The 25691-nt window shown below is 47.2% G+C and carries 26 protein-coding genes; 19 read left to right on the forward strand and 7 right to left on the reverse strand.

Features of this window, described 5'->3' with window-relative positions:
• Window positions 1–27: 27 nt before the first annotated feature.
• Window positions 28–2034, forward strand: a complete 2007-nt coding sequence (gene recG / locus NtB2_RS05065; RefSeq protein ID WP_109245856.1) for an ATP-dependent DNA helicase RecG — start codon at window positions 28–30, stop codon at window positions 2032–2034.
• A 44-nt stretch (window positions 2035–2078) separates the two neighbouring features.
• On the opposite strand, the gene mnmE is transcribed toward recG, so the two are convergent.
• Entirely contained in the window at window positions 2079–3446 is a 1368-nt protein-coding gene (gene mnmE / locus NtB2_RS05070) for a tRNA uridine-5-carboxymethylaminomethyl(34) synthesis GTPase MnmE (protein ID WP_109245857.1), read from the reverse strand.
• A 37-nt stretch (window positions 3447–3483) separates the two neighbouring features.
• On the opposite strand from mnmE, the gene NtB2_RS05075 reads away from it, so the two are divergent.
• The 6 genes from NtB2_RS05075 (at window position 3484) to NtB2_RS05100 (ending at window position 7242) form a co-directional block, all read left to right on the forward strand.
• Window positions 3484–4203: a pseudouridine synthase gene (locus tag NtB2_RS05075; RefSeq protein ID WP_109245858.1), complete on the forward strand. Its 720-nt coding sequence runs from the start codon at window positions 3484–3486 to the stop codon at window positions 4201–4203.
• A gap of 90 nt (window positions 4204–4293) precedes the next feature.
• Window positions 4294–4590: a bacteriocin immunity protein gene (locus NtB2_RS05080; RefSeq protein ID WP_109245859.1), complete on the forward strand. Its 297-nt coding sequence runs from the start codon at window positions 4294–4296 to the stop codon at window positions 4588–4590.
• A 29-nt stretch (window positions 4591–4619) separates the two neighbouring features.
• A complete protein-coding gene (locus NtB2_RS05085) occupies window positions 4620–5525 on the forward strand; it encodes an Rgg family transcriptional regulator (RefSeq protein WP_109245860.1) in 906 nt (301 codons plus the stop codon).
• Between the two features lie 53 nt (window positions 5526–5578).
• Entirely contained in the window at window positions 5579–6250 is a 672-nt protein-coding gene (rpiA, locus tag NtB2_RS05090; RefSeq protein WP_109245861.1) for a ribose-5-phosphate isomerase RpiA, read from the forward strand.
• A gap of 91 nt (window positions 6251–6341) precedes the next feature.
• A complete protein-coding gene (locus tag NtB2_RS05095; protein ID WP_109245862.1) occupies window positions 6342–7058 on the forward strand; it encodes an XRE family transcriptional regulator in 717 nt (238 codons plus the stop codon).
• 4 nt (window positions 7059–7062) lie between these two features.
• Entirely contained in the window at window positions 7063–7242 is a 180-nt protein-coding gene (locus NtB2_RS05100; RefSeq protein ID WP_125194964.1) for a hypothetical protein, read from the forward strand.
• Between the two features lie 19 nt (window positions 7243–7261).
• Here the strand turns inward: NtB2_RS05100 and NtB2_RS05105 are convergent, their stop codons facing one another.
• Window positions 7262–7573, reverse strand: coding sequence for a winged helix-turn-helix transcriptional regulator (locus NtB2_RS05105; RefSeq protein ID WP_109245864.1), 312 nt, complete (start codon window positions 7571–7573; stop codon window positions 7262–7264).
• Window positions 7574–7756: 183 nt separating this feature from the next.
• On the opposite strand from NtB2_RS05105, the gene NtB2_RS05110 reads away from it, so the two are divergent.
• Window positions 7757–9109 carry an MFS transporter gene (locus NtB2_RS05110; protein WP_109245865.1) on the forward strand — a complete coding sequence of 451 codons (1353 nt, stop codon included), beginning with the start codon at window positions 7757–7759 and terminating at the stop codon, window positions 9107–9109.
• A gap of 14 nt (window positions 9110–9123) precedes the next feature.
• Here NtB2_RS05110 and rpmG read toward each other — a convergent pair whose 3' ends face one another.
• Together rpmG and rpmF are read right to left on the reverse strand one after the other, a co-directional pair.
• On the reverse strand, window positions 9124–9285 hold the full coding sequence (gene rpmG / locus NtB2_RS05115; RefSeq protein WP_109245866.1) for a 50S ribosomal protein L33: 162 nt from the start codon (window positions 9283–9285) through the stop codon (window positions 9124–9126).
• 26 nt (window positions 9286–9311) lie between these two features.
• Complete coding sequence (gene rpmF / locus NtB2_RS05120; protein WP_109245867.1) at window positions 9312–9485, reverse strand: 50S ribosomal protein L32; 174 nt, start codon at window positions 9483–9485, stop codon at window positions 9312–9314.
• 444 nt (window positions 9486–9929) lie between these two features.
• Here rpmF and NtB2_RS05125 point away from each other — a divergent pair, with 444 nt between their 5' ends.
• Window positions 9930–11711: a heavy metal translocating P-type ATPase gene (locus tag NtB2_RS05125; protein ID WP_109245868.1), complete on the forward strand. Its 1782-nt coding sequence runs from the start codon at window positions 9930–9932 to the stop codon at window positions 11709–11711.
• Between the two features lie 76 nt (window positions 11712–11787).
• Window positions 11788–12747, forward strand: coding sequence for a polysaccharide deacetylase family protein (locus NtB2_RS05130; RefSeq protein WP_109245869.1), 960 nt, complete (start codon window positions 11788–11790; stop codon window positions 12745–12747).
• A 119-nt stretch (window positions 12748–12866) separates the two neighbouring features.
• Here the strand turns inward: NtB2_RS05130 and NtB2_RS05135 are convergent, their stop codons facing one another.
• Genes NtB2_RS05135 through NtB2_RS05145 form a run of 3 tightly spaced genes read right to left on the reverse strand, consistent with a single transcriptional unit; the run spans window position 12867 to window position 15440 of the window.
• Window positions 12867–13640, reverse strand: a complete 774-nt coding sequence (locus tag NtB2_RS05135) for a ParB/RepB/Spo0J family partition protein (RefSeq protein ID WP_109245870.1) — start codon at window positions 13638–13640, stop codon at window positions 12867–12869.
• Window positions 13637–14902 carry a replication-associated recombination protein A gene (locus NtB2_RS05140; RefSeq protein WP_109245871.1) on the reverse strand — a complete coding sequence of 422 codons (1266 nt, stop codon included), beginning with the start codon at window positions 14900–14902 and terminating at the stop codon, window positions 13637–13639. The genes NtB2_RS05135 and NtB2_RS05140 overlap by 4 nt, the downstream gene beginning before the upstream one ends.
• Window positions 14903–14957: 55 nt before the next feature.
• A complete protein-coding gene (locus NtB2_RS05145) occupies window positions 14958–15440 on the reverse strand; it encodes a GNAT family N-acetyltransferase (RefSeq protein WP_225867050.1) in 483 nt (160 codons plus the stop codon).
• Window positions 15441–15500: 60 nt separating this feature from the next.
• Here NtB2_RS05145 and NtB2_RS05150 point away from each other — a divergent pair, with 60 nt between their 5' ends.
• The 9 genes from NtB2_RS05150 to NtB2_RS05185 all read left to right on the forward strand — a co-directional run bounded on the left by NtB2_RS05150 (window position 15501) and on the right by NtB2_RS05185 (window position 25686).
• Complete coding sequence (locus NtB2_RS05150; protein WP_109245873.1) at window positions 15501–15968, forward strand: DUF3013 family protein; 468 nt, start codon at window positions 15501–15503, stop codon at window positions 15966–15968.
• A 27-nt stretch (window positions 15969–15995) separates the two neighbouring features.
• Window positions 15996–17549, forward strand: a complete 1554-nt coding sequence (locus tag NtB2_RS05155; protein WP_109245874.1) for an ABC-F family ATP-binding cassette domain-containing protein — start codon at window positions 15996–15998, stop codon at window positions 17547–17549.
• Window positions 17528–18115, forward strand: a complete 588-nt coding sequence (locus tag NtB2_RS05160; RefSeq protein ID WP_125194966.1) for a hypothetical protein — start codon at window positions 17528–17530, stop codon at window positions 18113–18115. The genes NtB2_RS05155 and NtB2_RS05160 overlap by 22 nt, the downstream gene beginning before the upstream one ends.
• Entirely contained in the window at window positions 18112–19065 is a 954-nt protein-coding gene (gene prmA / locus NtB2_RS05165; protein WP_109245876.1) for a 50S ribosomal protein L11 methyltransferase, read from the forward strand. Before NtB2_RS05160 ends, prmA begins: the two co-directional genes overlap by 4 nt.
• The gene (locus tag NtB2_RS05170; RefSeq protein ID WP_109245877.1) at window positions 19058–19807 is read left to right on the forward strand and encodes a 16S rRNA (uracil(1498)-N(3))-methyltransferase; all 750 of its coding nucleotides are present in this window, start codon (window positions 19058–19060) and stop codon (window positions 19805–19807) included. Before prmA ends, NtB2_RS05170 begins: the two co-directional genes overlap by 8 nt.
• A 197-nt stretch (window positions 19808–20004) precedes the next feature.
• Window positions 20005–22224, forward strand: coding sequence for a RelA/SpoT family protein (locus NtB2_RS05175; RefSeq protein WP_109245878.1), 2220 nt, complete (start codon window positions 20005–20007; stop codon window positions 22222–22224).
• Complete coding sequence (locus tag NtB2_RS08620; RefSeq protein WP_165814958.1) at window positions 22221–22385, forward strand: hypothetical protein; 165 nt, start codon at window positions 22221–22223, stop codon at window positions 22383–22385. Before NtB2_RS05175 ends, NtB2_RS08620 begins: the two co-directional genes overlap by 4 nt.
• Window positions 22386–22468: 83 nt before the next feature.
• The gene (locus NtB2_RS05180) at window positions 22469–24088 is read left to right on the forward strand and encodes an NAD(P)/FAD-dependent oxidoreductase (protein WP_109245879.1); all 1620 of its coding nucleotides are present in this window, start codon (window positions 22469–22471) and stop codon (window positions 24086–24088) included.
• A gap of 173 nt (window positions 24089–24261) precedes the next feature.
• Window positions 24262–25686 (forward strand): glycosyltransferase family protein, encoded by a 1425-nt coding sequence (locus NtB2_RS05185; protein WP_109245880.1) that lies wholly within the window; start codon window positions 24262–24264, stop codon window positions 25684–25686.
• Window positions 25687–25691: the final 5 nt, after the last annotated feature.

The raw sequence follows: 25691 nt of genomic DNA on the forward strand, positions 1-25691 counted from the left end.
GCTGGTTTTTTTGTTATAATAAGAACTATGAAACTTACGGATAGTATACAATACTTAAAAGGAGTGGGACCAAAGTCGGCAGAGAACTTTGAAAAGCTTGGCATTTCAAACCTCCAGGACCTCCTGCTCTATTTTCCCTTCCGCTATGAGGACTTTGCTGGTCGCTCAGTTTTTGAGCTGATGGATGGGGAGAAGGCGACAGTGATTGGAGAGGTTGTCACACCGGCTAATGTCCAGTATTTTGGGCGTGGAAGGAACCGCCTGTCCTTCAAAATTAAGCAGGAGGAGGCAGTCATTTCAGTGACCTTCTTTAATCAGCCCTATCTGGCGGATAAGGTAGAGCTTGGCAAGGAGATTGCTGTCTTTGGGAAATGGGAGCAGGCCAAGCAGGCCCTTTTAGGGATGAAGATCATTGCCCAAGCAGATGACGGTTTTTCACCGGTCTATCATCTGAAAGAGGGAATGAAGCAGGCAACGCTCGTAAAGGCCATTCAGGCGGCCTTCGATGCTGAGGTCTTGTCTGATGTAGAGGAAAATCTGCCGGATTATCTCCTTGAAAAATACCGGCTGATGCCTAGACAGGAAGCGATTGTGGCCATGCACTTTCCAAAGGACATGGAAGCCCATAAGCAGGCACTGCGAAGGGTTAAATTTGAAGAGCTTTTCTATTTTCAGATGAAACTTCAGGCCCTTAAAAATAAGGAAAAGGCTGCTAGATTTGGCCGGAAAATTAGTTTTGATGCGTTAGCTTTACAGGAAAAACAGGACAGTCTTCCCTTTGAGTTGACAGCTGCCCAGCAAAAGGCACTGGATGAAATCCTTTCTGATATGAAGTCTGACTACCATATGAATCGCCTTTTACAGGGGGATGTGGGCTCAGGAAAGACAGTGGTTGCAAGTCTGTCAATGTATGCAACAGTTCTGTCAGGTTTACAGTCGGCTCTTATGGTTCCTACTGAAATCCTAGCCCGTCAACATGCCGCAAGTTTACAGTCAACTTTTCCAGAGTTAAAGATAGCCCTACTCGTCTCTGGCTTAAAAGTAGCTGAGCGGAAGGAGATTCTAAAAGAGCTCAAATCTGGAGCGATTCAGATGATTGTGGGGACGCATGCCCTGATTCAGGAGGGGGTTGAGTTTCATGACTTAGGCCTTGTCATCACAGATGAACAGCACCGTTTTGGTGTCAAGCAACGTAAAACCTTACGAGAGAAAGGTCAAAATCCAGATGTTCTGATGATGACAGCGACACCGATTCCTAGAACCCTTGCTATTACAGCCTTTGGAGATATGGATGTTTCAATCATTGACGAGTTGCCTCAGGGTCGTCAAGCGATTACGACCAGATGGGTAAAGCATGAACAGATGCCTGAAGTCCTGAAATGGATTGCTGAGGAGTTGACAAAAAAAGCCCAGGTTTACTTTATTTCGCCCTTGATTGAAGAGAGTGAAGCCCTGGATTTGAAGAATGCTGAAGCACTTTACAGTGAGTTGACAGCCTACTTTGGAAGTCAAGTAGAGATAGGCCTTCTTCATGGTCGGATGAAAAATGAGGAAAAAGATGCCATCATGCAGGATTTCAAGTCAGCCAAGCTGGATGTTCTAGTGTCAACCACTGTCATCGAGGTCGGTGTCGATGTGCCTAATGCAACGGTCATGGTCATCATGGATGCAGACCGCTTTGGCTTATCCCAGCTACATCAGCTCAGAGGTCGTGTCGGCCGGGGAACTAAAAAATCCTATGCTATTTTAGTGGCGAATCCTAAATCTGAGTCAGGAAAAAAACGGATGGAAATCATGTGTAAAACACAAAATGGTTTTATCCTGGCTGAGGAAGACTTAAAGATGCGGGGCTCAGGAGAAATCTTTGGCCTACGCCAGTCCGGTATGCCTGAATTTCTGGTGGCTGACCTGGTCAATGATTATAATATCCTTGAAGTGGCCAGACAAGAAGCGCTTGAGGTCTTTAAGAGACCTGATGAGCCCGTCCATCGCTGGTTAATCCAGCAGAGCCAGGTTGAAGGAGAATTTGATTAGAAAAAAGCCTTTTGATGAGGCTTTTTTCTAATGAGAAAGATTGATTATTTTCCTAGGCAGAATTGACTGAAGAGTTGGGTGATGAGTTCATCTGGAGCCCCGTCACCTGTGATTTCTCCTAGGGCCTGCCAGCATCGAGTCACATCAACCTGGATCAAATCAACAGGTAGACCTGCTAGCAGGCTGTTTTTAGCTTCAGCAAGACTGTTTACAGCTGATTCTACGAGGGCGATATGGCGAGCATTAGAGAGGACGGTAGCATCCTTTGCTTCGATGTTGCCAGCAAAGAAAATGCGGTTGATTTCGTTTTCGACTGCCTCTAAGTTTTTACTATTGAGTACAGAGATGCGAATGAAATTGTCTGGTAATTGGTCAATCTCTATCTTTTCTGGCAGATCTGTCTTATTGAGAAGGATAATCCTTGTGGCTGACTCTGACTGCTCTAGGAGCTGTAAATCTTGACTGGTCAAAGTTGATGATGCGTCAAGGACTAATAGCACCAGGTCAGCCTCTGACAAGGCCTTGACTGAACGTTCAACACCGATTTTTTCAACGACATCATCTGTCTCACGAATGCCAGCTGTGTCAACCAATTCAAGGGGAACACCGCCAATATTTGCAAATTCTGTGATGACATCACGGGTTGTTCCTGCAATATCAGTGACGATAGCCTTTTCTTCTCTCAAGAGCTGGTTGAGTAAACTTGATTTACCGACATTTGGACGGCCGACAATTGCTGTTTTTAAGCCTTCCCTGAGGATTTTTCCTCGTTTTGCAGTTGACAGGAGATGGTTCAGAAGTTGCTCAAATTCAGCAATTTTTTCAGCTAGGAGCTGACTGGTCATCGTCTCGACATCGTCGTATTCAGGATAGTCAATATTGACTTCAACCTGGGCTAATGTCTCAAGGATTTCCTGACGAATGCTTGCAATCAAGGTTGACAGTGAGCCATCAAGTTGTTTTACAGCGATATTTGCGGCCAAATCTGTCTTGGCCCGAATCAAATCCATGACTGACTCAGCCTGGGCCAGGTCCATCCGGCCATTTAAGAAGGCCCGCTTTGTAAACTCACCTGGCTCAGCCAGACGTGCCCCATGACGGAGGAGGAGCTGGAGGATTTCTTGAGTGACAGCAATCCCGCCGTGTGTATTGATTTCAACGATATTTTCTCTGGTAAAGGTCTTTGGAGCTCGCATGACGGACAACATGACCTCATCAACCAACTCTTCATCATTGTAAACATGACCGTAATTGATGGTATGACTGTCAACCAGGTCTAAATCCTTGCCACGAAAGACTTCTTTTGCAATTTTTATCGCATCTGTCCCACTGAGGCGGACGATAGAGATGGCTCCTTCGCCAAGGGGCGTAGAAATCGCCGCAATCGTATCAAATTCTTGTGTTAATGTCATAAACCCATTTTACACAAAATTAAGGTAAAATAATAGCATGAGACTCGATAAATATCTGGCAGATTGTGGTTTAGGCAGTCGTTCAGAAGTAAAAACTTTTATAAAAAAAGGCAGGGTCACGGTCAACGGAAGCCTGGTGCGTTCTGACAAATTTCAGGTCGATGCCAATGAGGATGAGATTGCCTTTGATGGAAAAATGTTGCATCATCAGACCCTCTTTTATTATATGATGAACAAGCCGGCCGGCTTTGTTTCTGTCACCCAGGATAATCAGCACCAGACGGTGCTTGAGTTGCTGAATACGGCGGATTATCGCAAGGACATCTTTCCTGCAGGGCGACTTGATAAGGACACAGAAGGCCTCCTTTTTCTGACCAATGATGGCCTTTTGGCTCATGAACTATTGTCTCCTAGTAAGCATGTGGAAAAAGAGTATTATGCGAAGATTGACGGCCTGGTGACTGAGGAGACGGTCAAGCAATTTTCTGAAGGTGTCGAGCTTTTTGGTGAAAAAGGGAATCCCTTTAAGGGAGAATTGAGCGTTGTTTCCACAAATGAAAATGAGAAAAGCTCAGAGATTCGCCTGATTATTCATCGGGGTGTCTATCATCAGGTCAAGCGGATGTTTCGGGCAGTGGATATGAATGTGACTTATCTGAAGCGATTGAGGATGGGGACTTTGCTTTTGGATAGTAGGCTTGAGTCTGGATCTTACCGGGATTTGACAAAGGATGAGTTAGAAAAACTCAGGAAGTAAGAAAGCTAATCGATGAGATTTGGCTTTTTTTATTTCCAAAAATGGAAATGAAAAAATCTCATGTTATGATAAAAGAAAAAGGAGTAATTTATGGAAGAAAAATTTGAAGCGACAAGGCTTAAATTAGCCGACGACTTGAAGAGACTGCTTGCAAATGCTGAGATTTCGCCCTTTGAGCGAGAAAAACTAGGCCTGGCCTTAGAAAAGCTGGAGTCAGGCATCTTCATTCCAAATCTCATCCGGAGCCTGCAAGCAAGTTTTTATAAGCCGGCGATGAAGGGGAGACTGACGGATGAGGTTTTGGATTTTTATCATAGCCTGCCTAAGTCATTGCCAATGCTACAAATTTTAGGCTTTAGCATGACGGGAAAAGCCTATCCTTTGTGATAAAATCAAGCTAAAAGGGAGGAGAAAAGATGAAGGGAAGAAAAAGAATCAGGCGAGAGATGCTGAGAAAGCAAGCCAGGATTGATACGAAGTACGGCGATACCTTTGTCCAGATGAGGGAGCAGATGGGTATGATATCAAAGGATTTTGGCCAGTATATTAGTGCAGGGGCCCTTTCCAGATTTGAAAATTATGAGACCCTGCCAGATATTCGCAAGCTAAAAGAAATGATGCAGGTCATGCACAGCAGTCTTGGAGAGTATGAACGCTTCTGTGATAATTTTGAGCAGAACCCTTATGAGGCGGGCTATCAGAGGATTGCCTGGGCAAGATACCGAGGCGATAAGGATGAGCTGAGAAGCATTCATCTTTTGATGGTCAATCTGGGGCCGGCCTTTAGGCGGGGAGCACTGGCTGCTAAAGCAAGCTATCAGAGCTTGACAGAGCAAGAGGCTGAAGAGTGTTACGAGCACCTTTTTGGTGTGGACATGTGGATGATCAATGAAATCTATTTTGCAGGTTTTGTCGTCGAGCAGTTGCCAAAAAGTCTTATTTTATCGCTGTTAAAAGACTTTTTTGAAAGACGATTTTTGACCCGCTATCAAGGAAGCACCAAATACACGCGGGAAATCTATAATTTTGCCTCACGGGCCGGCCATATTCTTGTACGAGATGGCTCGGAAGAGGAGGTCATGAAGCTGGTCGAGCAGATGGAGCTTTATTTGCCTGGGGAAAACGAGCTTTATACCAGAATGGATTTTCATTTTCTAAAAGGGCTGGCTATCTATCGTTTTATCGACCGGGAGGCTGGGCAAAATAAAATCCAGGAGATTATGGATGTTTTAGGCAGTTTGGGGAGCTATACGCTTCAAAGCTTTTATTTGAGACGCTTTGAGGAGACAGTTGGCCATCCCTTTGGAAAAATTTCTGATTAAAAATATTTAAGAAAGCCCTATCAAGATTTTTCGAGTCGTGTTATAATAAGACTATGGAAAATCTAAAGCAGGCGGCGGCCGTCGAGGCTGCAAAATTTGTGAAAGATAGCATGGTGCTGGGACTTGGGACGGGTTCAACGGCGGCTTATTTTGTGGATGAAGTTGCTAGGCTGATGACAGAAGAAGGCTTGAGCATCACGGCAGTGACCACTTCTTTTGAGACAGCGAGCCAGGCTGAAAAACTCGGCATTCCCCTCAAGTCGATCGATGAAGTCGACCATGTTGACTTGACGGTTGATGGGGCTGACGAAGTGGACGCTGAGCTCAACGGCATCAAGGGCGGTGGCGGTGCCCTATTGATGGAGAAGGTGGTGGCATGCTATTCTCGGGATTACATCTGGATTGTAGATGACAGCAAGCCATGTAAGCAGTTGGGTGCCTTTAAGTTGCCCGTGGAAGTCGTGACTTATGGGGCAGAGCAACTCTTCCGTATCTTTGAAGAACGGGGTTATAAGCCGAGCTGGCGGATGAGGGGCGATGAGCGCTTGTTGACCGATATGAAGAATTTGATTATCGATCTGGACCTAGGCGTGATTAAAGAGCCTGAAAAATTAGCAGATGAGCTCAAGAGCATGTGTGGTGTGGTTGAGCATGGCCTCTTCATCAACATGGTCAAAAAGGTGATTGTAGCCAGTTCTGAAGGTATTAAGATTTTAGAAAAATGATCCAAAAAAATGGGTCATTTTTTCTTGCAAAATTTTGCTGAATAAGCTATAATAAAAATATAGTTTGAAACTATATTTTGAAAAGGACACTATGGAATTTGGACAAAACATCAAAATTTATCGGAAGGCGAGAGGTATGACCCAGGTTGAGCTCTGTGAGCAACTGGGCATCATGCAGGCTTCCTACTCTAACTGGGAGCGGGGGAAGACCTATCCTAGTTTTGAAAATCTGATGCAGTTATCTGATATTTTGAAGGTCAGCCCTGCCCAGCTCCTTGCCGACAAGCTCACAGCCACAATCATCGAGGCTTTACAGAACATGCAACCCAAGCAACAAGAAAAGTTGCTGGCTTATGCTCAGGAAGTTAGCAAGCCGCAAGTAAAGAAGAGTCCTGAAAAGCCCCTTGTCTTTCCTAAGAGGCCAGCTTTGACCGAGGTCAAGGTCTATGAAGGCCTGTCGGCTGGCACTGGGCGTGGCCTGGTTGGAGACGGCGACTACAGTACAGTTTATACGGATGAGGTCCTGCCTAGTTTTGATGTGGCAAGTTGGGTTTCAGGAGATTCGATGGAGCCAACCTATCTCAACGGCTCAGTGGTCTTGATTAAGGATACGGGCTTTGATTATGATGGGGCTATCTATGCGGTCGATGTCGATGGTAGCCTCTATATCAAGAAGGTTTACCGTGAGGAAGCTGGCCTTAGACTGGTTTCGATTAATAAAAAATATGATGATAAGTACTTCAGCCTAGAAGAGAATCCAAGGATTATTGGTAAGGTTGTTGGTAATTTTAAGGAATATGAGGATTAAAGAGATGATGAATTTAACAAATACGCAGACGACATATAATATTGGCCAGTTGATTATCAAGACTAATCGACCTATCACAGGGACTTCTGCCATCCAATTTCCGCTGACAAAGGAAAAGGGACATGAAATGCTGGAGGAGATGTTTCAATCTGAAGAAATGAAAAAAGCTCGCCTGTTTGGCTGAGCTTTTTTGCTGGCTGACGTTAGTTGTATTCTAAATGCCAGTCTCTCATGGCTTCAATGATTGGATAGAGGGCCATTCCTTTATCTGTCAAGCGGTATTCGACTTGAGGTGGGATAAGTGGCAGGACCTTTCTTGATAAGATGCCCTCCTCCTCAAATGCTCTGAGGCGGGTTGCGAGAATTCTGGGGTTGATTCCATCAATATTTCTGATGAGATAACCGTAGTGTAGATGGCCATCAAGGATGGCTGATAGAATTTCTAGGGCGAACTTGCCTTTTAATGTATTGATAACCGATCCAGCCAGACATTTTTTATCTTCTAAAAGTTCCATCGTTGTTAAATCTATCCTTAAGTATAGCTACTATACTTTATTTCCGTTCTTTTTAATCTCTTGTCGCTGTGCTATACTTCCAAAGTATCAGCTTTTAGCTGAATCAATTATATCATCAAAGCTTAGAAGCTTGGGCTCTCTGAGCTTACAAAGTAGAGAGATTTTTAAGAATAGGAGATTAAAATGACAGAGAAAAAAGTCTCAAACGGCTTAATCTTGATCACATTGGCCATTGGCTTTATCATGGCAACACTCGATGCTTCAGTAATGAACGTCGCTGTTGCTACACTTCAAAAGGCCTTATCCCTTGATAATTCTAGCGGGACTTGGATTGTTGATTCGTATTTATTATCTTTTGCGAGTCTGCTTTTATTAGGCGGGGTCTTGGCCAATAAATTTGGAGCAAAACAGATTTACTTACTAGGCTTAGTTATATTTACCATCGGGTCTATCTCAGGAGCCTTTTCTCAAAACGGGGCCTGGTTGATAGCTTCTCGTTTCTTGCAAGGGATTGGTTCGGCCCTGTTTATGCCCAGTTCTCTAAGTTTACTGGTTTTATCATTTACTGATGAAAAAGAACGGGCTAAAATGTTGGGTATCTGGTCAGCGATTGTCTCTGTTTCATCAGGTCTTGGGCCTTTTGTAGGTGGGGCTTTGATTTCATTTTTAGGCTGGCGGAGTATCTTTTTTATCAATGTTCCTTTTGGCATCATTGGTTTGATTCTAGCTTATCGCTATGCTCTAAGCCCGACTTCAAATAGGACTTTAAGGGTTAGTTTCATTCCCAATTTGATTAGTATGCTTATGCTGGCTAGCTTTGCCTATACATTGATTGAGGGAGGAAGCCATGGTTGGACTTATCTTCCAGCGATAGTGAGTTTTCTTATCTTTATTGTTAGTCTGCTTCTCTTTATTTTGAATGAAAAGCAATCTCTTAATCCACTGATTCCTTTGGCTTTACTCAAAAATAAGGCCTTTGTCTACGCCAATATCACAGCCTTTTTATTGAATGCCTCTATGATGGGTGGCCTCTTTATCTTTGGCCTTTATCTCCAGTCAGCAAGCCATAAGACAGCTGTTGAGGCCGGGGCCCAGCTGATTCCGATGATGATTGTTTTTATGATTGGGAATTTAGTTTTTTCAAGGCTGGTTAAAAAATTTGGCACAGATAAAATGCTTATCTTTGGCCTTGTTTTAGCTACGCTTGGTTCAGCGGTCTTGCCCTTTATTTTAACCTTGCCTTATATTGTCTATGCTATCATATATGCAATCGCTAATCTGGGCGTGGGGATTGTCGTCCCAGCGATGACGGCAACTGCCATGCAAAAGGCAGGGGACGAACACAGCAATTTTGCCGGAGCAATCTTTAACGTGGCAAGACAGATTGGCTCTCTGTTTGGCGTGGCACTCTTGGGGGTTATCTTTTATCAGGCCAGCAAGGCTCTTGCTGGAGCAGAGATCTCTTTTGCCCTTATGGCAGTCTTTTATCTCATTGGCATTCTACTGAGTTTTGCCAACAAAAAAACGGCGATTTAATAAATCGCTGTTTTTTATTTTACTTCTTTAAATACAACGTGTTTACGAAGTTTTGGAGAGTATTTTTTCAATTCCAAACGGTCTGGTGTGTTACGTTTATTTTTTTGTGTCAAATAAAGGCGTTCTCCAGATTCTTTGTGTTCAAGAATAACGTGTGAGCGTACTCCAGCTGCCATGATAGGCTCCTTTCTTCTTAACTAAATTATTTAACGTCGCGGACTTTACGGCCTTTGTAGTAGCCCTTAAGTGAAACGCGATGTGAGCGGCTGTAGTCGCCAGTTGTTTCGTCAAATGTAACAGATGGAGCTGTCAATTTGTAGTGGGTACGACGTTTGTTTTTCTTCGATGTTGAAGTGTGACGTGCAGGTACTGCCATTGTTTTGGTCCTCCGTGATTGATTTTGTTCTTGTCTAGCAAAAACTTACTTTACTAGTATAGCATAAAATTTTTGAAATGCAAGTTTTGTAAAGTATTATTACTTGACATTTGATTGCCGAGAGCTCTGAGACTTCAATGCGACCAAGGGAAGCAATGACGGCCAGAATTCTCTAATCAAAGCGTTCAAGGCGAAAATCAGCCTGATAGACCCTCCTCTGTCAAAAGACTTTGACAGTCTTCCCATTTTGCTGGAAAGGTCATCTTTGTTATAATTAAGATATTCTCATGTGAGACTTCAAACAGTCAACAGCTCAGCGTCGAAAGACTCAAAGTGCGAGGCGAGGCCGTCAGCTATCCTGGATAAAAACAGTATCCAAGGCTGGCCGTCTTCAAATCAAACAGGGCAAATGATTCACGAAAAACTGTTTTTGGAGGAATACACATGAAAAACTGGCAAAAACTCGTCTTGGTCTTTGCGATTGCGATCGCAGCCCTTTTGGCCGAGTTTGTATTTAAGGCACCCTTAGTCTCGCGTGGCATTGTAACGGTCGCGGGTGGCGTTTTAGCACTGTCTATGTTTTGGGAAATGATTAAAACCCTGCGTAGCGGCTCTTACGGTGTCGATTTATTGGCGATTACGGCCATTATTGCAACCCTGCTCGTGGGTGAGTACTGGGCTTCTTTGATTATCATTTTAATGTTGGTCGGCGGAGAAAGTTTGGAAGACTATGCGGCAGGCCGGGCCAACCGTGAGCTGTCGAGTCTTTTGGAGCAGTCGCCTGACATTGCCCATGTCAAGGCGTCAGAGCAAATCAAAGACATGGCCCTCGATGAGATTGCTGTCGGGACGACCCTCGTGGTGCGTCCGCTGGAAGTGATTCCCATCGACGGCATCCTACTTTCTGCGGCGGCCAGCCTCAATGAAGCTTCGGTCACGGGAGAAAGCAAGCCCAATGAGTTGGTCAAGGGCGATAACGTCATGTCTGGTGCGATTAACGGCAACAACAGCATCGAGGTCCAGACCACAGTGCCAGCTTCTGAGTCGCAATTTCAAAAGATTATCAGCCTGGTTAAAGAGGCTGAGTCTACGCCGGCGAATTTTGTCCGCCTGGCCGACCGCTATGCCGTGCCTTTTACTATCATCGCCTATATCATTGCAGCTGTGGCTTATTTTATTTCTGGGAATCCGGTTCGGATTGCTGAGGTCTTGGTTGTGGCCAGTCCTTGTCCGCTGATTTTGGCGGCTCCGATTGCCTTTGTTTCTGGGATGAGTCGCTCTTCTAAAAATGGCTTTTTAATTAAGAATGGCCAGATTATTGAGAAGTTGGCTGTGGCCAAATCAATTTTCTTTGATAAGACGGGGACCATCACTGATGGAGAGCTTGAGGTTGAAGCGGTGAAGCCGGTCGAGGCTGTTTCTGAAGAAGAGCTCCTGGCCATTGTTTACGCACTGGAAAAGGAAAGTAACCATATCTTGGCTAAGGCTTTAGTGGCCTATGTTGAAAAGGGCGACATCCCTAATATTTCGGCCGACCGTCTGGCAGAAGTGCCAGGGATGGGGGTTGAAGCCATGGTCAATGGCTCTGACATCAAGATTGGTCGGGCCAGCTTTGTCGATGCCCCTAAAGGCCTTGACTATGAGACGGCTTTCTATGTCAGCCGGGATGACCAGTATATCGGTGCTGTGACCTTTTCAGACCAGATTCGGGAAAATGCTGCTGAGGCTATTAACCGTCTTAGGAAGCTCGGCATCAATGAAATCAGCATGCTGACCGGCGACAACGAGCGGGTGGCCCAGAAGATTGCTGCTGAGGTCAATATCAGCAATGTTCACGCCAGTCTCCTGCCCGATGAAAAGCTGGCAGCCATCCAGTCGGCTGAGCACAAGCCTACCATCATGGTCGGTGACGGCATCAACGACGCTCCAGCCCTGGCCCTGGCAGATGTCGGGATTGCGGTCGGTGTCGGCGGGGCAACAGCGGCCAGCGAAGCGGCTGATTTGGTCTTGCTGAAGAACGATATCAACTGTGTGCCGACGGCTGTGACCATCAGCCGGGATACCATGAAGATTGCCCGTCAGGCAGTTCTGATTGGGATTATCATCTGTATTATTTTGATGCTGATTGCAGTAACCGGGCTGATCCCGGCTATCATCGGGGCACTTTTTCAAGAGGTCATCGATGTGGTCTCTATCCTCTATGCCCTGCGGGCACTTCGAGGTTAAATTGCCAGCATTTTTAAGCATAAAAAGATGGGCAGAAGTCTATCTTTTTTGATGCTCTTTTGATAAAATTAGGCTTATGCAAAGAAGAAATAGAAGAAGGCCGAAGAAGTCAAAGTTTCCTCTGGTTTTAGGAAGTCTCCTGGTCATTTTAATCCTTGGTATCGCAGCTGTTTTGGCCTATCCTCGTGTCCAGCAGGCTCTAAAAAAGCCGGCAGAGAAGACCGAGCAGGCGAGCAGTACTGCCTCATCTACGAAGGCAAGCAGTTCTAGTGAAGCTAAGCCCAAGATGGCCAATGCGACCTGGATTGACAGTAAGGGCGACAACCAGCTTCCCATCCTTATGTTTCACTATGTGTCGGGCCAGGATTCTGATTTGACCGACAGCAACTGGATGTCAGCAGCGACCTTTGATGCAGATATGAAGGCCTTGAAGGAGGCCGGCTACACCACAGTGACGGCTGAAGAGGCCCAGAAAATCATTACAGAGCACAAAAAGCCCAGCAATAAGATGGTCTGGCTGACCTTTGATGATGGCTCACTGACCAATCTCCGGGATGTGACCCCAATTCTTGAAAAATATGACATGCATGCGACGGCCTTTTTGATCACAGGATTTATTGACAATAAGCAAGGCGGGATCCTGAGTTGGGACAATGTGAACACGATGAAGGCCAGCGGTCGCTGGGACTTTGGTAGTCACACGGTTGACCACAATGACCTGGGCACGCAGGATGCGGCCGCTCAGACGGCTGAACTGAGGGATTCGCAGGCGGCCTTGAAGCAACATCTGGGCATCACGACCAATATCATCTGCTATCCGGCAGGTGGCTACAATGCTGATACACTGACCGTCGCCAAGCAACTGGGCTATGAATTTGGTCTGGCCGAACCAGGTCGTAATGGGGCAGTTGCCCAGGCAGCTACAGCTTCGGACGGCCTCTTGACCCTCTCACGCTTCCGGATGTCAAGTACAACAGGTCCTGACGAGCTCAAGCAGATGCTGGCTCCGGCTGAAGCTTATAACGCGAGTAATTAAAAAAGTGTCCAGTGGACACTTTTTCTAATCTCGCAGAATGCTGGTATTTCGGTCTTTTTGGAGGAATGAGAGCTCCGCACCAGAGGAATTTGAAAGCCTGGTGTCCAAAGCGGTAGCATCTAATTCCTCTTAAGCCTCTCCACAATCAAATCTAACTGCTCCAAATCATCAAAGCTAATACTAATCTGCCCTTGATTTTTCTTATTCGCCTTAATTTTAACCTGGTTGCCAATAATCTGCTTGAGCTCTTCCTCAAGGGCCTCAGCATGGTTGATGGCCTTTGCTTTAGGACTCTTTTTAGGCGGATAAATCAGACTTTCTAGCTGGCGGACACTGAGTTTTTCCTTGATGGTCCGCAGGGCCAGAGCTTCCTGCTTGTCTGCCTGCTTGACAGCAAGCAGGGTCCGGCCGTGGCCAGCTGAGAGCTCTCCGGTTTCGATTTTAGTCAGGATGGATTCAGGGAGCTTCAGGAGGCGGAGGCTGTTGGAGACGTAGCTTCTGGACTTTCCGAGCTGTTTAGAGATGTCCTCTGGACTGAGGACTAGCTTGTCTTTGAGGGCCTGTAGGCTCCGGGCCTCCTCGATAGGGTCGAGGTTTTCCCGCTGGAGATTCTCGAGGATGGCGAGTCGCATCATTTCTTCGTCGTCATAGTCCCGCACGATGGCTGGAATCTCCGTGAGACCGGCCTTCTTGCTGGCCTGAAAACGGCGTTCGCCAGCCAGGAGTTCATAGCCGATGACCTTGGATTCCCGCAGGATTATAGGTTGGAGGACGCCGTTTTCCTTGATAGAATCCGCCAGCTCCTCGAGAGCCTCTTCATCAAAGTGGGTCCGGGGCTGGTAGGGGTTTTTCACGATGCTTTTTAGGGGAATATATTCAATCGCTTCCGTCATTTTTTCTTTCTCTTTTGCTCGTCAATCCAGACTTTTCTAGCATGGAGGGCCTTTTCGTACTTGCCGGTATCATCAGGCTGGAAGTAGTCAGCCTGCTTGATTTTATCTGGCAGGTATTGCTGGTCAACCCAGTGGTTGGGGTAATTGTGGGCGTAGAGGTAGCCTTCGCTACGGCCGAGTTTTTTGGCACCGGCATAGTGGCCGTCCTGGAGATGGCTGGGGATCGGGAGGTTGCCGTATTTGCCAAGGTCAGAAATCGCTGTATCCATGGCTGTGTAGGCAGCGTTGGACTTGGGCGATAGGGCCAGGTCAATCACGATATTGGCAATGGGAATCCGGGCCTCAGGAAAGCCGAGGCGTTCTGCCGCCTGGATGGCTGACACTGTATGGAGGGCCGCATCAGGATTGGCTAGGCCAATGTCTTCGTAAGCCATAACCATGAGGCGACGGGTCAGACTCTGCAGGTCGCCACCTTCAACGAGGCGGGCAGCATAGTGTAAACTGGCGTTGACATCAGAGCCCCGGATAGATTTTTGCAGGGCGGAGAGGATGTCATAGTGGGCATCGCCGTCTTTGTCAAAGGTCGCTGCCTTGCGTTGGAGGCTGTTTTCCATGTCTTCTAGGGTCACCTGGTGGTCTGTAGAAGAAAGCACGGCAAGCTCTAAGGCATTGAAGGTCGAGCGGAGGTCGCCATTGGTCGAGTGGACCAGGAAGTTTTTGGCCTCATCGTCAAGCCTGACCTCAAAATCAAAGCCTCGCTCCTTGTCAGAGAGGGCCAGGCTGACGGCCTTTTCCAGGTCGCTAGCCTCGAGCGGTTTGAGCTCAAAAATCTGCACCCGGGAGCGAATGGCGGGAACCACTGAGAAATAAGGATTTTCAGTGGTCGCCCCAATCAGGATAATCTGGCCGTTTTCAATCAGAGGCAGGAGGAAGTCCTGCTTTGGCTTATCCAGTCGGTGGATTTCATCGAGTAGGAGGACGAGCTTGCCGGAGTACTCGGCTTCTGCGGCGATTTCCTGGAGGCGTTTCTTGCTGTCTGTAGTCGCATTAAAGGTCCGAAAGGCCGCATTCATGGTCCCTGCGATGGCAGAGGCAATCGAGGTCTTACCGATGCCTGGCGGGCCGTATAAAATCATCGATGTCAAAAGCTCAGCCTCAACCATACGGCGGATGATTTTTCCCTTGCCGACCAGATGCTCCTGGCCGATGATTTCTTCAATGGATCTAGGCCGCATGCGGCGGGCGAGGTTTTGTTGTGGCATCTTGTTCCTTTAATTTTTAGACTGTCAATGAAGTTGACAGGTCTGTAAACTTGTTTTATAGAAAGTAGGCGTAGAGCAGGTTATCGACATATCTGCCTTCGATTTTGAATTCTTTTTTCTGACGGCCCTCGAGGACAAAGCCAAAGGACTCGTAGAGGCTGATGGCTGGTTCATTTCCAGCCAGGACTTCCATGCTGATTTTCTGGAAGCCTTCTTTTCTAGCAATCTCTAAAAAGTGCTTGAGGAGGGCTTTGGCAATGCCTTGTTCCCTGAAGTCTTCAGCGACAATCAAGCCAAAAGTCATGACATGGCGGGAGGCGAGGATAGGATGGCGGAGGCCGGCGTCAAGGATGCCGAGAATCTGGTTGTCATCATCGTTTACAGCCAGATAGTAGTCACGCCCTTCTCGGAGGATTTTATTCATGATTTGCTCAGCTGTTGAACTCATGATGACAGGGGTCGCAATTCCCGTCCAATTTTCATTTTCAAAGTCAGCGACATCGGCGAAGTCTTTAGGTTGGATATCTCTTATCTGCAAGGCGGGTCTTTCTAAGTTTTTTGATATAATTATTTTAACACAAAACAAGGAGCTCAAGAAATGGCAGACTACGGTTTTCTGGATATTTTAAACCAGCAATTAGACAAGAATTTTAGCTATGATTCAGAGATGAACTGGGATAAGCGAAACTTTGCAGTAGAGGTCAGCTTTTTGCTGGAGGCTGAAAACCCTGATGGCCTGGCATTGACGGATGCAGACGGTGTAGAGTCTGAAGAAAACGTGCTTTATGAGGATGCAGTACTTTTTTACAATCCTGTCAAGTCAAAGTTTGAGCCTGAAGATTATCTGGCTGCTATTCCCTATCCACCGCAGGGTCTGTCAGAAGAGTTTCTGGCCTACTTTGTCAACTTTTTACAGGAGACGGCTGACAAGGGGCTGGATGCCCTGATGGATTTTTTGGCTGATGAGGAGGCGGAGGCCTTTAGCTTGGATTTTGACCGGGAAGCCTTTGAGGCAGGCAGGGCCAAGCTGAATGAAGCAAAGTTTTACAAGTACCCAAGATATTAGATAAGTTGAGTTAAGGATTTTAGAAAAATGAGTATATTAGAAGTAAAAAACCTGAGTCATGGCTTTGGCGACCGGACAATTTTTGAAGATGTGAGCTTCCGCCTGCTTAAGGGTGAGCATATCGGTTTTGTCGGTGCCAATGGCGAGGGGAAATCGACCTTCATGGACATCATCACAGGGAAATTGATTCCTGATGAGGGTAAGGTAACCTGGTCTAAAAAGCACCGTGTCGGATACATGGATCAGCACGCGGTCTTAGGCAAGGGAAAGACAACTCGTGAAGCCCTGTCTGAAGCCTTCAAATATCTTTTTGATATTGAGGCACAAATTAATGACATCTATATGAAGGTGGTTGAGATGTCTGAAGAGGAGATGACTCAGGCCCTGGAAGAAGCCGGAGAGCTCCAGGTTGAGCTGGATGCTGGCGACTTTTATATGATTGATGCCAAGGTTGAAGAAACAGCACGGGGACTGGGTTTGACCAATCTCCTGGACAAGGATGTGGCCGATCTGTCTGGTGGTCAGCGGACGAAGATTCTGCTTGGAAAACTCCTTCTTGAAAAGCCGGATATTCTTTTGCTTGACGAGCCGACCAACTATCTTGATGAAGAACACATTTTCTGGCTGAAAAATTATCTGAAAGATTATGAAAATGCCTTTATTTTGATCAGCCACGATGTGCCTTTTATGGATGAAGTCGTGAATATCATTTATCATGTGCATGGGCAGGATATTACACGTTATGCGATGAGTTATACTGAGTTTGAGCGTGTCTTTGAGGAGAAAAAACGTCAGCTTGAAGCTTTACATGATGCCCAAGTTGCTGAAGCGGCAAACTTGCGTGATTTCATTGCCAAGAAGAAGGCAAATGTCGCGACGAGTGGACAGGCTAAAGCGCGTGAGAAGAAGCTGGCGAAGATGGAAATTGTTGAAACAATCTCAGAAAAACCAAAACCACATTTTGACTTTAAGTTTAGTCGTAAACCAAGCCGTCTGGTTTTTGAGGCGACAGATTTGGTCATTGGTTATAATGAACAGCTGTCTTCTGAAATTAACTTCAAAGTCGAAGCGGGGCAAAAGATTGCTTTTGTCGGCTCAAATGGGATCGGGAAATCAACCCTCTTGAAGAGTTTGCTCGGCTTGATTAAGCCTTTATCTGGTCAGGTTGTTAAGGGCGAATTCCAGCATATCGCTTACTATGAGCAGGAAATCAAAGAGCCGAGTCGCAAGACAGTGCTGGATGACCTTTGGGACGAGTATCCAAGTTGGAATCAAGCAGAACTCCGTGGCGCGCTTGCGCGTGTCGGTTTGACTGCAAAGCAAATCGAAAGTCGTGTCTATGTCCTCTCTGGTGGGGAACAAGCCAAGTTGCGTTTTGCCAAGCTGATGAATAGCGAGAGCAATATCCTTGTCCTTGACGAACCGACCAATCACTTAGATGTGGACGCAAAAGACGAGCTGAAGCGGGCCTTGAAGGCCTATTCTGGCACGATTTTGATGGTCAGCCACGAACCGGAATTTTATGAAGGTTTGGTCGATGAAGTGATTAATTGTGAGGAGTGGACGACGAGGGTGTTGTAGGAATGAAGGAGAGAAAGCTCAGAGTTGTTCCTGAAGGCGACGGTGTATTAGTGAAATTGTTTATCAATAAGTTTATTGCCTTTATAGGGATTATCTTCTCGTTTATTGGAGCGCTTTCGATTTTGTTTTATCTTCCGGAAATTTTATCGGGGAGCTTTTACTTGCCTCTAGGGGGAAGTAGATACTGGGGAATGATTGGTATCGACGTTCATAATAAGCCTCTAGCTTGGCTTGTTGGCTTTCCTTTCTATACTTTGATCATGTTTGTTTTGTTTTTTGCTGCCATATATTTAATACTATTATTGCTAAAAAGACCGGGCATTTTAATCAACGCTCAAGGGATTACTAAGCGTAGGATTAGAAAAAGTAAGCTGATAGCCTGGAAGAACATTTCAGATATTGAACTAAAATATGGAAATAGCATCTATCTTAAACATAATCGTGGGAGAAGTGACGTTCTTAAGCTAAGAGGAAGATATGAGAAGAGGGCTAAAGAAGAGCATTTACAGCTTTTTAATCTCCTTAATCATTATTTTGAAAAATACAAAAAGAAAGAAAAAACATGAACAACTGGAACGCAATCATCATAAAAATCAAACGAGCAGCTGAAGAAGCAGTCTCTGCCCTCCTCATCGAGGCAGGCGCTGGTGGTGTGGAAATCAACGATACAGCTGATTACCTGACCCACGAAGATAACTTTGGTGAGATTCTTCCTGACATCGAGCAGTCTGAATTCATTGAGGTCAAGGCCTACTATCCTGAAAACCTGCCGATTGTAGAACTAAAGGCAGATTTGGAGCTCAAGATTCAGGGTCTATCAGACTATTTTGACCTAGAAGGCTTTGAGGTCACGACCGATAATCTGGCTGAGGCTGACTGGGCAGATGCCTGGAAGAAGTACTTTAGGCCTGCCCGGATTACCCACGATTTGACGATTTTGCCGAGCTGGACGGAGGATTATCAGGCTTCAGCGACTGAAAAGCTCATCAAGCTGGATCCTGGCATGGCCTTCGGGACAGGGACTCATCCGACGACCAAGATGAGCCTTTATGCCCTTGAGCAGGTCATTCGTGGCGGTGAGACCCTGCTTGACGTTGGGACGGGCTCAGGAGTGCTTTCGATTGCCAGCCGTCTGCTGGGGGCGGGCAAGATTTATGGCTATGACATCGATGATGTGGCTGTCCGTGTGGCTCAGGAGAATATCGACCTGAACCCGGGCTGTGAGGATATCTCCCTTTCTGCTAACAATCTCTTAGAGGGGATTGACCAGGAGGCAGATGTGATTGTGGCTAATATCTTAGCCGATATTCTCGTCCTGATGACAGAGGATGCTTATCGCCTGGTCAAGCCTGAGGGCTACCTGATCATGAGCGGGATCATTGCTGACAAGGCGGACATGGTCATTGCCTCGGCTGAGTCTGCTGGCTTTTTCCTGGAGACCCGGATGATTCAAGGCGAATGGAATTGCGTGATTTTCAAGAAAACAGAAGATAGGACGGGCGTGATCGGTGGCTAATCAATACTTTGTGAAGCAGGCCCTGCCTGAGCTTGGCGGGCGGGTTTCCCTTCAGGCTGAATCGGCCAGCCATCATATCTTTAAGGTCATGCGGGCTGAGGCTGGCGACAAGCTCCGCTTGGTCTTTGAGGACGCTCGGGTCGGCCTGGTCGAAGTAACCGACCTGGAAAAGCAGGAAGTTAAATTGCTTGAAGTCTTAGAGGCCAAGCAGGAACTTCCACTTGAGGTCACGGTTGCTGTCGGCTTTCCCAAGGGCGACAAGCTGGACTTTATCGTCGAAAAGACGACGGAGCTGGGAGCAAAGGCCATCTGGGCGGCACCCTTCAAGTGGTCTGTCGCCAAGTGGGACGCCAAGAAACTGGCGAAGAAGTCAGAAAAATTGGAGAAAATTGCCCTGGGAGCGGCTGAGCAGTCGATGCGGCTGCAAATCCCTGAGATTCAGCTTTTTGAGAATTTTAGAAACCTTTCAGGACGCCTGTCTGAATTTGACAGTATTCTTGTCGCCTACGAAGAATCGGCGAAATCAGGCGAGATGACGGTCTTTGCCCAGGCACTCGAAGAAATGCCCAAACGACTCCTCTTGATTTTTGGCCCTGAAGGTGGGATTTCTGAAGAGGAGATTCAGCTTTTTGAGGCGGCAGGTGCCCGCACGATTGGTCTGGGGCCAAGGATTCTTAGGGCTGAGACGGCCCCTCTTTATGCCCTGTCGGCTATTTCCGCATATTATGAGCTTTTTCACTAAGCAGTGGCCCTGTCATTGCTTTTTTTGACCAGAATTTTATGATAAAATAAACTAAATCTAATTCAAGATGTAAGATGAGCTCGCTTAGAAAGTTAGAAATTTAGAAAATCGCAAGGTTCTGTGCCTGCACAGGTTCTGGGATTTATCTAATTTCCTAACTTTCTAGCTCATCGCACTCGATTATTGAGGAGAAAAGCATGGCTGAAGAACCCATATTGACAGGTGCCCAGGTGGTTCAGATCTGTACGGATTACATGAATGAATCTGACCTTATCCTGGTTAAAAAGGCCCTGGAGTGTGCCACCATCGCCCATAGCGATCAGTACCGTGCTTCTGGCGAGGCCTACATTGTCCATCCCATCCAGGTGGCCGGGATTTTGGCGAAACTCAAGCTTGATGCGATGACCGTGTCGGCAGGCTTTTTGCATGATGTCGTTGAGGACACGGGCTTTGTCAAGATTGACCTCAAAGAGCTCTTTGGCGATGAGATTGCTGACATTGTCGACGGTGTGACCAAGCTCGGCAAGGTCGAATACCTTTCCCATGAAGAACAGCTGGCTGAAAACCACCGGAAGATGCTGATGGCCATGTCTAAGGACATCCGGGTCATCCTGGTCAAGCTTGCCGACCGCCTGCACAACATGCGGACGCTCAAGCATCTCCGCCCTGACAAGCAAAAGCGGATTTCACGTGAAACCATGGCGATTTATGCCCCTCTGGCCCACCGTCTGGGTATTGCCAGCATCAAGTGGGAGCTAGAGGACCTCTCTTTTCGCTACCTCGATGAGGCCGAGTTTTACCGGATTCGTGGCCTGATGAATGAAAAGCGGGCTGACCGGGAAGAGCTGGTCGCTGAGGTCATTGGCAAGCTCAGCCACCATATTGAAAAGGCAGGTGTCGAGGCTGAGATTTACGGCCGTCCTAAGCATATCTACAGCATCTATCGCAAGATGCACGACAAGAAAAAACGCTTTGACGAAATCTATGACTTGACGGCCATCCGCTGTATCACAGCGACGACGGCGGATGCCTACACGACCCTTGGCTATATCCACGAGCTCTGGAAGCCGATGCCTGGGCGTTTTAAGGACTATATTGCCAATCCTAAGGCCAATGGATACCAGTCTATCCACACGACCGTTTACGGGCCTAAGGGACCGATTGAGTTCCAGCTGAGGACCCGTGAAATGCACCAGGTCGCAGAATACGGGGTTGCTGCCCACTGGGCCTACAAGAAGGGTGTTAAAGAGAAAGTCGACGTCCATGAGATTTCTGAGACATTGAACTGGATCCATGAGTTGGTCGAGCTCCGTGAAGAGGCCGGCGACTCAGCGGAAGACTTTGTGAAGGCGGTTCAAGAGGATATTCTTTCGGACAAGATTTATGTCTTCACGCCCGACGGCGAGGTCCAAGAACTGCCTGCAGGCTCTGGGCCGATTGACTTTGCCTATGCCATCCATACCAAGGTGGGCGACCATGCAACAGGTGCTAAGGTCAATGGCCGGATGCAACCCCTGTCAATTACGCTGAAAACGGGTGACCGGGTCGAGATTGTCACCAGCAAATCTTCCTTTGGGCCGAGCCGGGACTGGATCAAGCTGGTCAAGACCAATAAGGCCAGAAATAAGATTAAGCAATTCTTTAAGAATCAAGACAAGGAGCTCTCTGTCAATAAGGGCCGGGAACTCCTGCAAGATGCCCTACAAGAACTGGGCTTTGTGGCCGGTCATTATCTGGACAAGAAGCACTTTGATGAATTGTTCAGTAAAATGAGCTTCAAGAATCCAGAAGCACTCTATGCTGCCATCGGCTTTGGCGAGGTCTCAGCTGTCACTGTGGCGAACCGTCTGACCGAAGAAGAACGCCGTAAGGCCGAGCGTGAAAAGTCCAAGGCTGAAGCTGAAGAGCTGATGAAGGGCGAGGTCAAGCGGGAAAACAAGAAGGTCATGAAGATCCGCCATGACGGCGGGGTCTCGGTCTCTGGGATTGACTCGCTTCTGGTCCGGATTGCCAAGTGCTGTAATCCCCTGCCGGGCGACGAAATCATCGGCTATATTACCAAGGGCCGTGGGGTCTCTATCCACCGGGCTGACTGTAAAAATGTCCGGGGTCAAGAGGACTTCGAGGCCCGTCTGGTCGACGTTGAATGGGAAAGCGACGAGAATCACAGCAAGGAATATGTCGCTAATATCGATGTCTACGGCTTTAACCGGCCTGGCCTCTTGAACGACGTCATGCAGGTCCTGTCTAACACGACTAAGAACCTGATTTCGATCAATGCCCAGCCGACCAAGGACATGAAGATGGCGAATATTCACATTTCCCTAGGGATTAAGAGTCTGGCTGATTTGACCTTGATTGTCGATAAAATCAAGATGACGCCGGATGTTTACAGCGTGAAGAGGACGAATGGATGATAAAAGATTCAGAATTTGAAGCTTTGAAGCTGGCGATGGAAGGCTTGAAAGAGATTGCGCTGTCAGGCGAAGCCGAGGCGGTTAAGCTGGCGAATCAGACCCTTGACCGGATTGATGCGGTCTTGGATAATCAGGCGGATGCCAGCTATGACTGTGAATAAATCTCAGCTTCGGCTGGGATTTTGTTATAATGCAAGAGCGGGCTTTTGCCAGAATTGCTGGCAGGCCAAGAAAAGGAAATGAAATGATCAGACTCTCACAACTCAAACTCACAATCGATGAGCCAACGACCAAGCTCCCAGAGATGGTGGCGAAGCGGCTGAAGGTGCCGGTCTCAGACCTGTCAGACTTTAGGATTTACAAGGAATCCATTGACGCCAGAAATCGGGATGGTCAAGGCATCATTTTTAACTACACAGTCGATGTGAATGTTCCGCATGAGGCCAGCCTCCTCAAGAAAAAACTTAAAAATGTGCAGAAAACGCCAGATTTCCGCTATAAGCTACCTGTGCCTGGACAGGTCCAGATGAAGCATCGGCCAATCGTCGTCGGCTTCGGCCCTGCCGGCATGTTTGCTGCCCTGCTCCTGGCTCAGATGGGCTACAAGCCAATTGTGCTTGAACGGGGTCAGCAGGTGGCTGACCGGGTCAAGGCCATTGATAATTTCTGGAAAAATGGCGAGCTCAATCCTGCCTCTAACGTCCAATTTGGCGAAGGCGGGGCGGGAACCTTTTCTGACGGCAAGCTAACCAGCCGTGTCAGAGACCTGCGGAGTCGGAAGGTCTTGTCCGAGTTTGTCGCAGCCGGTGCCCCTGAGGACATTCTCTACAAGTCTCATCCTCATGTGGGGACCGACCTCCTGCGGGATATTGTGGTCTCTATTCGGGAGGAAATCATTCGCCTGGGTGGGGAAGTCCATTTTGAGGCCCAAGTGGCTGACTTTGACATCGTCGAAGACGAGCGAGATAATCTCCAGCTCAAGGGGCTGACACTGACTGACGGCCGGCATTTTGAGGCTGAGCAGATGGTCTTGGCCATTGGTCACTCGGCCCGGGATACCTTCCGGAAGATTTATGCCCGGGGCATCCAGATGGAGGCCAAGCCATTTGCAGTCGGTGTCCGGATTGAACACCCCCAGAGTTTGATCAATGAAGCCCAGTATAAGGACTTTGCCCAGCATCCAAGGCTGGGTGCGGCAGAGTACCACCTGACCCACAAGGCCAGCTCTGGGCGAGGTGTCTATAGCTTTTGTATGTGTCCTGGAGGGACTGTTGTGCCTGCCGCTTCAGAGCTTGGCCATCTCGTGACTAACGGCATGTCTGAGCACGCTCGGGATGCGGAAAATGCGAATTCTGGTTTGATTGTCCAGGTCTTTCCAGAAGATTTTAAGGGGGGAGAAGTCCTCTCTGGCATTGACTTCCAAGAGGAACTGGAAAAGAAGGCCTTTGAGCTTGGCGGTGGGACTTACCAGGCGCCAGCTCAGCTCCTGGGGGATTACCTGGCACACCGGCCGTCTGAGGCTATCGGCGAAGTACAGCCCAGCTATGCCCTTGGTGTCAAGCTGACCGAGCTCCATGAGCTCTTCCCTGACTTTATCAACCAGGCACTGGAAGAAGCCCTGCCTGCCTTTGGTCAGAAAATCAAAGGCTTTGACCGGAAAGATGCCGTCATGACAGGGGTCGAGTCCCGTTCAAGCTCGCCCGTCCGGATTTTGCGGGACAAGGAGAGCCACCAGTCCATCAACATCGCTGGCCTTTATCCTTCAGGCGAAGGGGCTGGCTTTGCGGGCGGGATTGTCTCTGCGGCGATTGACGGCCTGAAGTGTGCTGAGAAGATGATTGAAGATTTTGCTCCATTTGAATGAAGCTTGAGCCAGAATTTGCAGAAGTTAAAAGCTAATTTTGGCTTTTTTTGGTACAATGAAAGTATAAAAATGGCGAACAATCACATAGTCCCAGTTAACGAGAGCCCGTTGGAATCGGCTATGATTATTTGGGATAAAATTAAGATTTATAATGTGAAGAGGACGAATGACCAATGACCAATGAATTAGGACTTCGACGGGAGAAGTATCAGCTGAAAAAAAGCCCGTTGACAACTTTTGGAAAGATATATTTTTGGGCCTTAATTGCCCTGTTTTTTGCTTTTGCCTTGTATGGTAGCCTGCATTTTAGCTTTGGAGCGAATAACGGGGCTCCTGACGAGCGGACGCGGATGACGGTTGTTAACTTTATTGCAAACTACCTCCATCTTCCCTACGGGACAGAAACAGCGGTGAGGATTCCGGTCTGGGGATTTTCTTATGCCTTTCAGCCTTATTTTCCTTCAATCATTGCGGCCTTTTTTGTGAAGGCAGGTCATTTCTTGCTTCAGCAACCGCTGGACTATTCGCCGACGGCCTTTAGTCGCCTCTCTTTTTCTGTCTTTGCACGTTTTGTAAGCATGGGCTCTGGTTTAGCTGTGATTGCTCTGGCCTTGCAGATAGGGAAAAAACTCTTTGACCGACAGGCTCCTATTCTTTTTTTCTGTACCTTATCAGCATTATTGCCACAATTTTTTTATCTTTCAACCTATTTTAATAACGATGCCTTCTCAGTCTTCACGACTTACCTTATCTTTTATGCTTGGCTTCGGGGAAAAGAAGACGGTTGGAGCTGGCTGACGGCATTTCTCTTGTCTGTCGGTCTTGCCTTGACCCTTCTGACTTATTATTTTGCAGGCGCCTTTGTGTTTTGCAGTGTCATCATTTTTAATGTGACCTATCTGCAAGCTCATAAAAAGGATTACAAGGGCCTTATAAAGAAGGAGCTCTTCATTATTTTACTGGTCTTTCTAATGGCCGGTTGGTTCTTTATCTGGAATTATCTTAAATTTCATGACTTTTTAGGGACATCGATTTCCAATCATTTTGGAGAACTTTATGGTCAAGGGAATTTCAAGCCATCGCTAAGACAGACACCAGAGCATCTCCATCAGGACATCTGGCAAATGCTATGGTCTGATAACGCAAGCCTTCCTAGCTGGGCTAGGGGGACGAGCTGGCTTTCTGTTTCTTTGAAGTCATTTTTAGGGGTCTTTGGTCCACTGGCCTTTCCAATGAAGGCGTGGATGTACCAATTTTATGTCGGCCTTTTGAGCCTGGGCCTTGGTCTAGGAGTGATTTACAGTTTTATCAAGAAGAGACTGCTCAGTCCAATCTTCTTTCTATCACTTCTGGCCTGCATGGTCATTCCCTTCCTTTTTTCCGTCTATTATTCTTTCTTTAGTGATTATCAACCTCAGGGTCGCTATTTTATTTCAGCAATGCTCCCCCTGCTGGTGCTTGTCACAGTTGGCTATGAGGGCGTCTTATCAAGGCTGAAAGAGTGGATAAAGTTTGATTTGACCTATCTTTTGATGTGGGCCTATCTCTTGGTCTTTGTCCTTGTCTTCTTTAATGTTATCTTACCAGCCTTAACTTAGGAGTT

It is taken from the genome of Lactococcus termiticola (assembly GCF_003116835.1).
Lineage (GTDB): Bacteria > Bacillota > Bacilli > Lactobacillales > Streptococcaceae > Lactococcus > Lactococcus termiticola.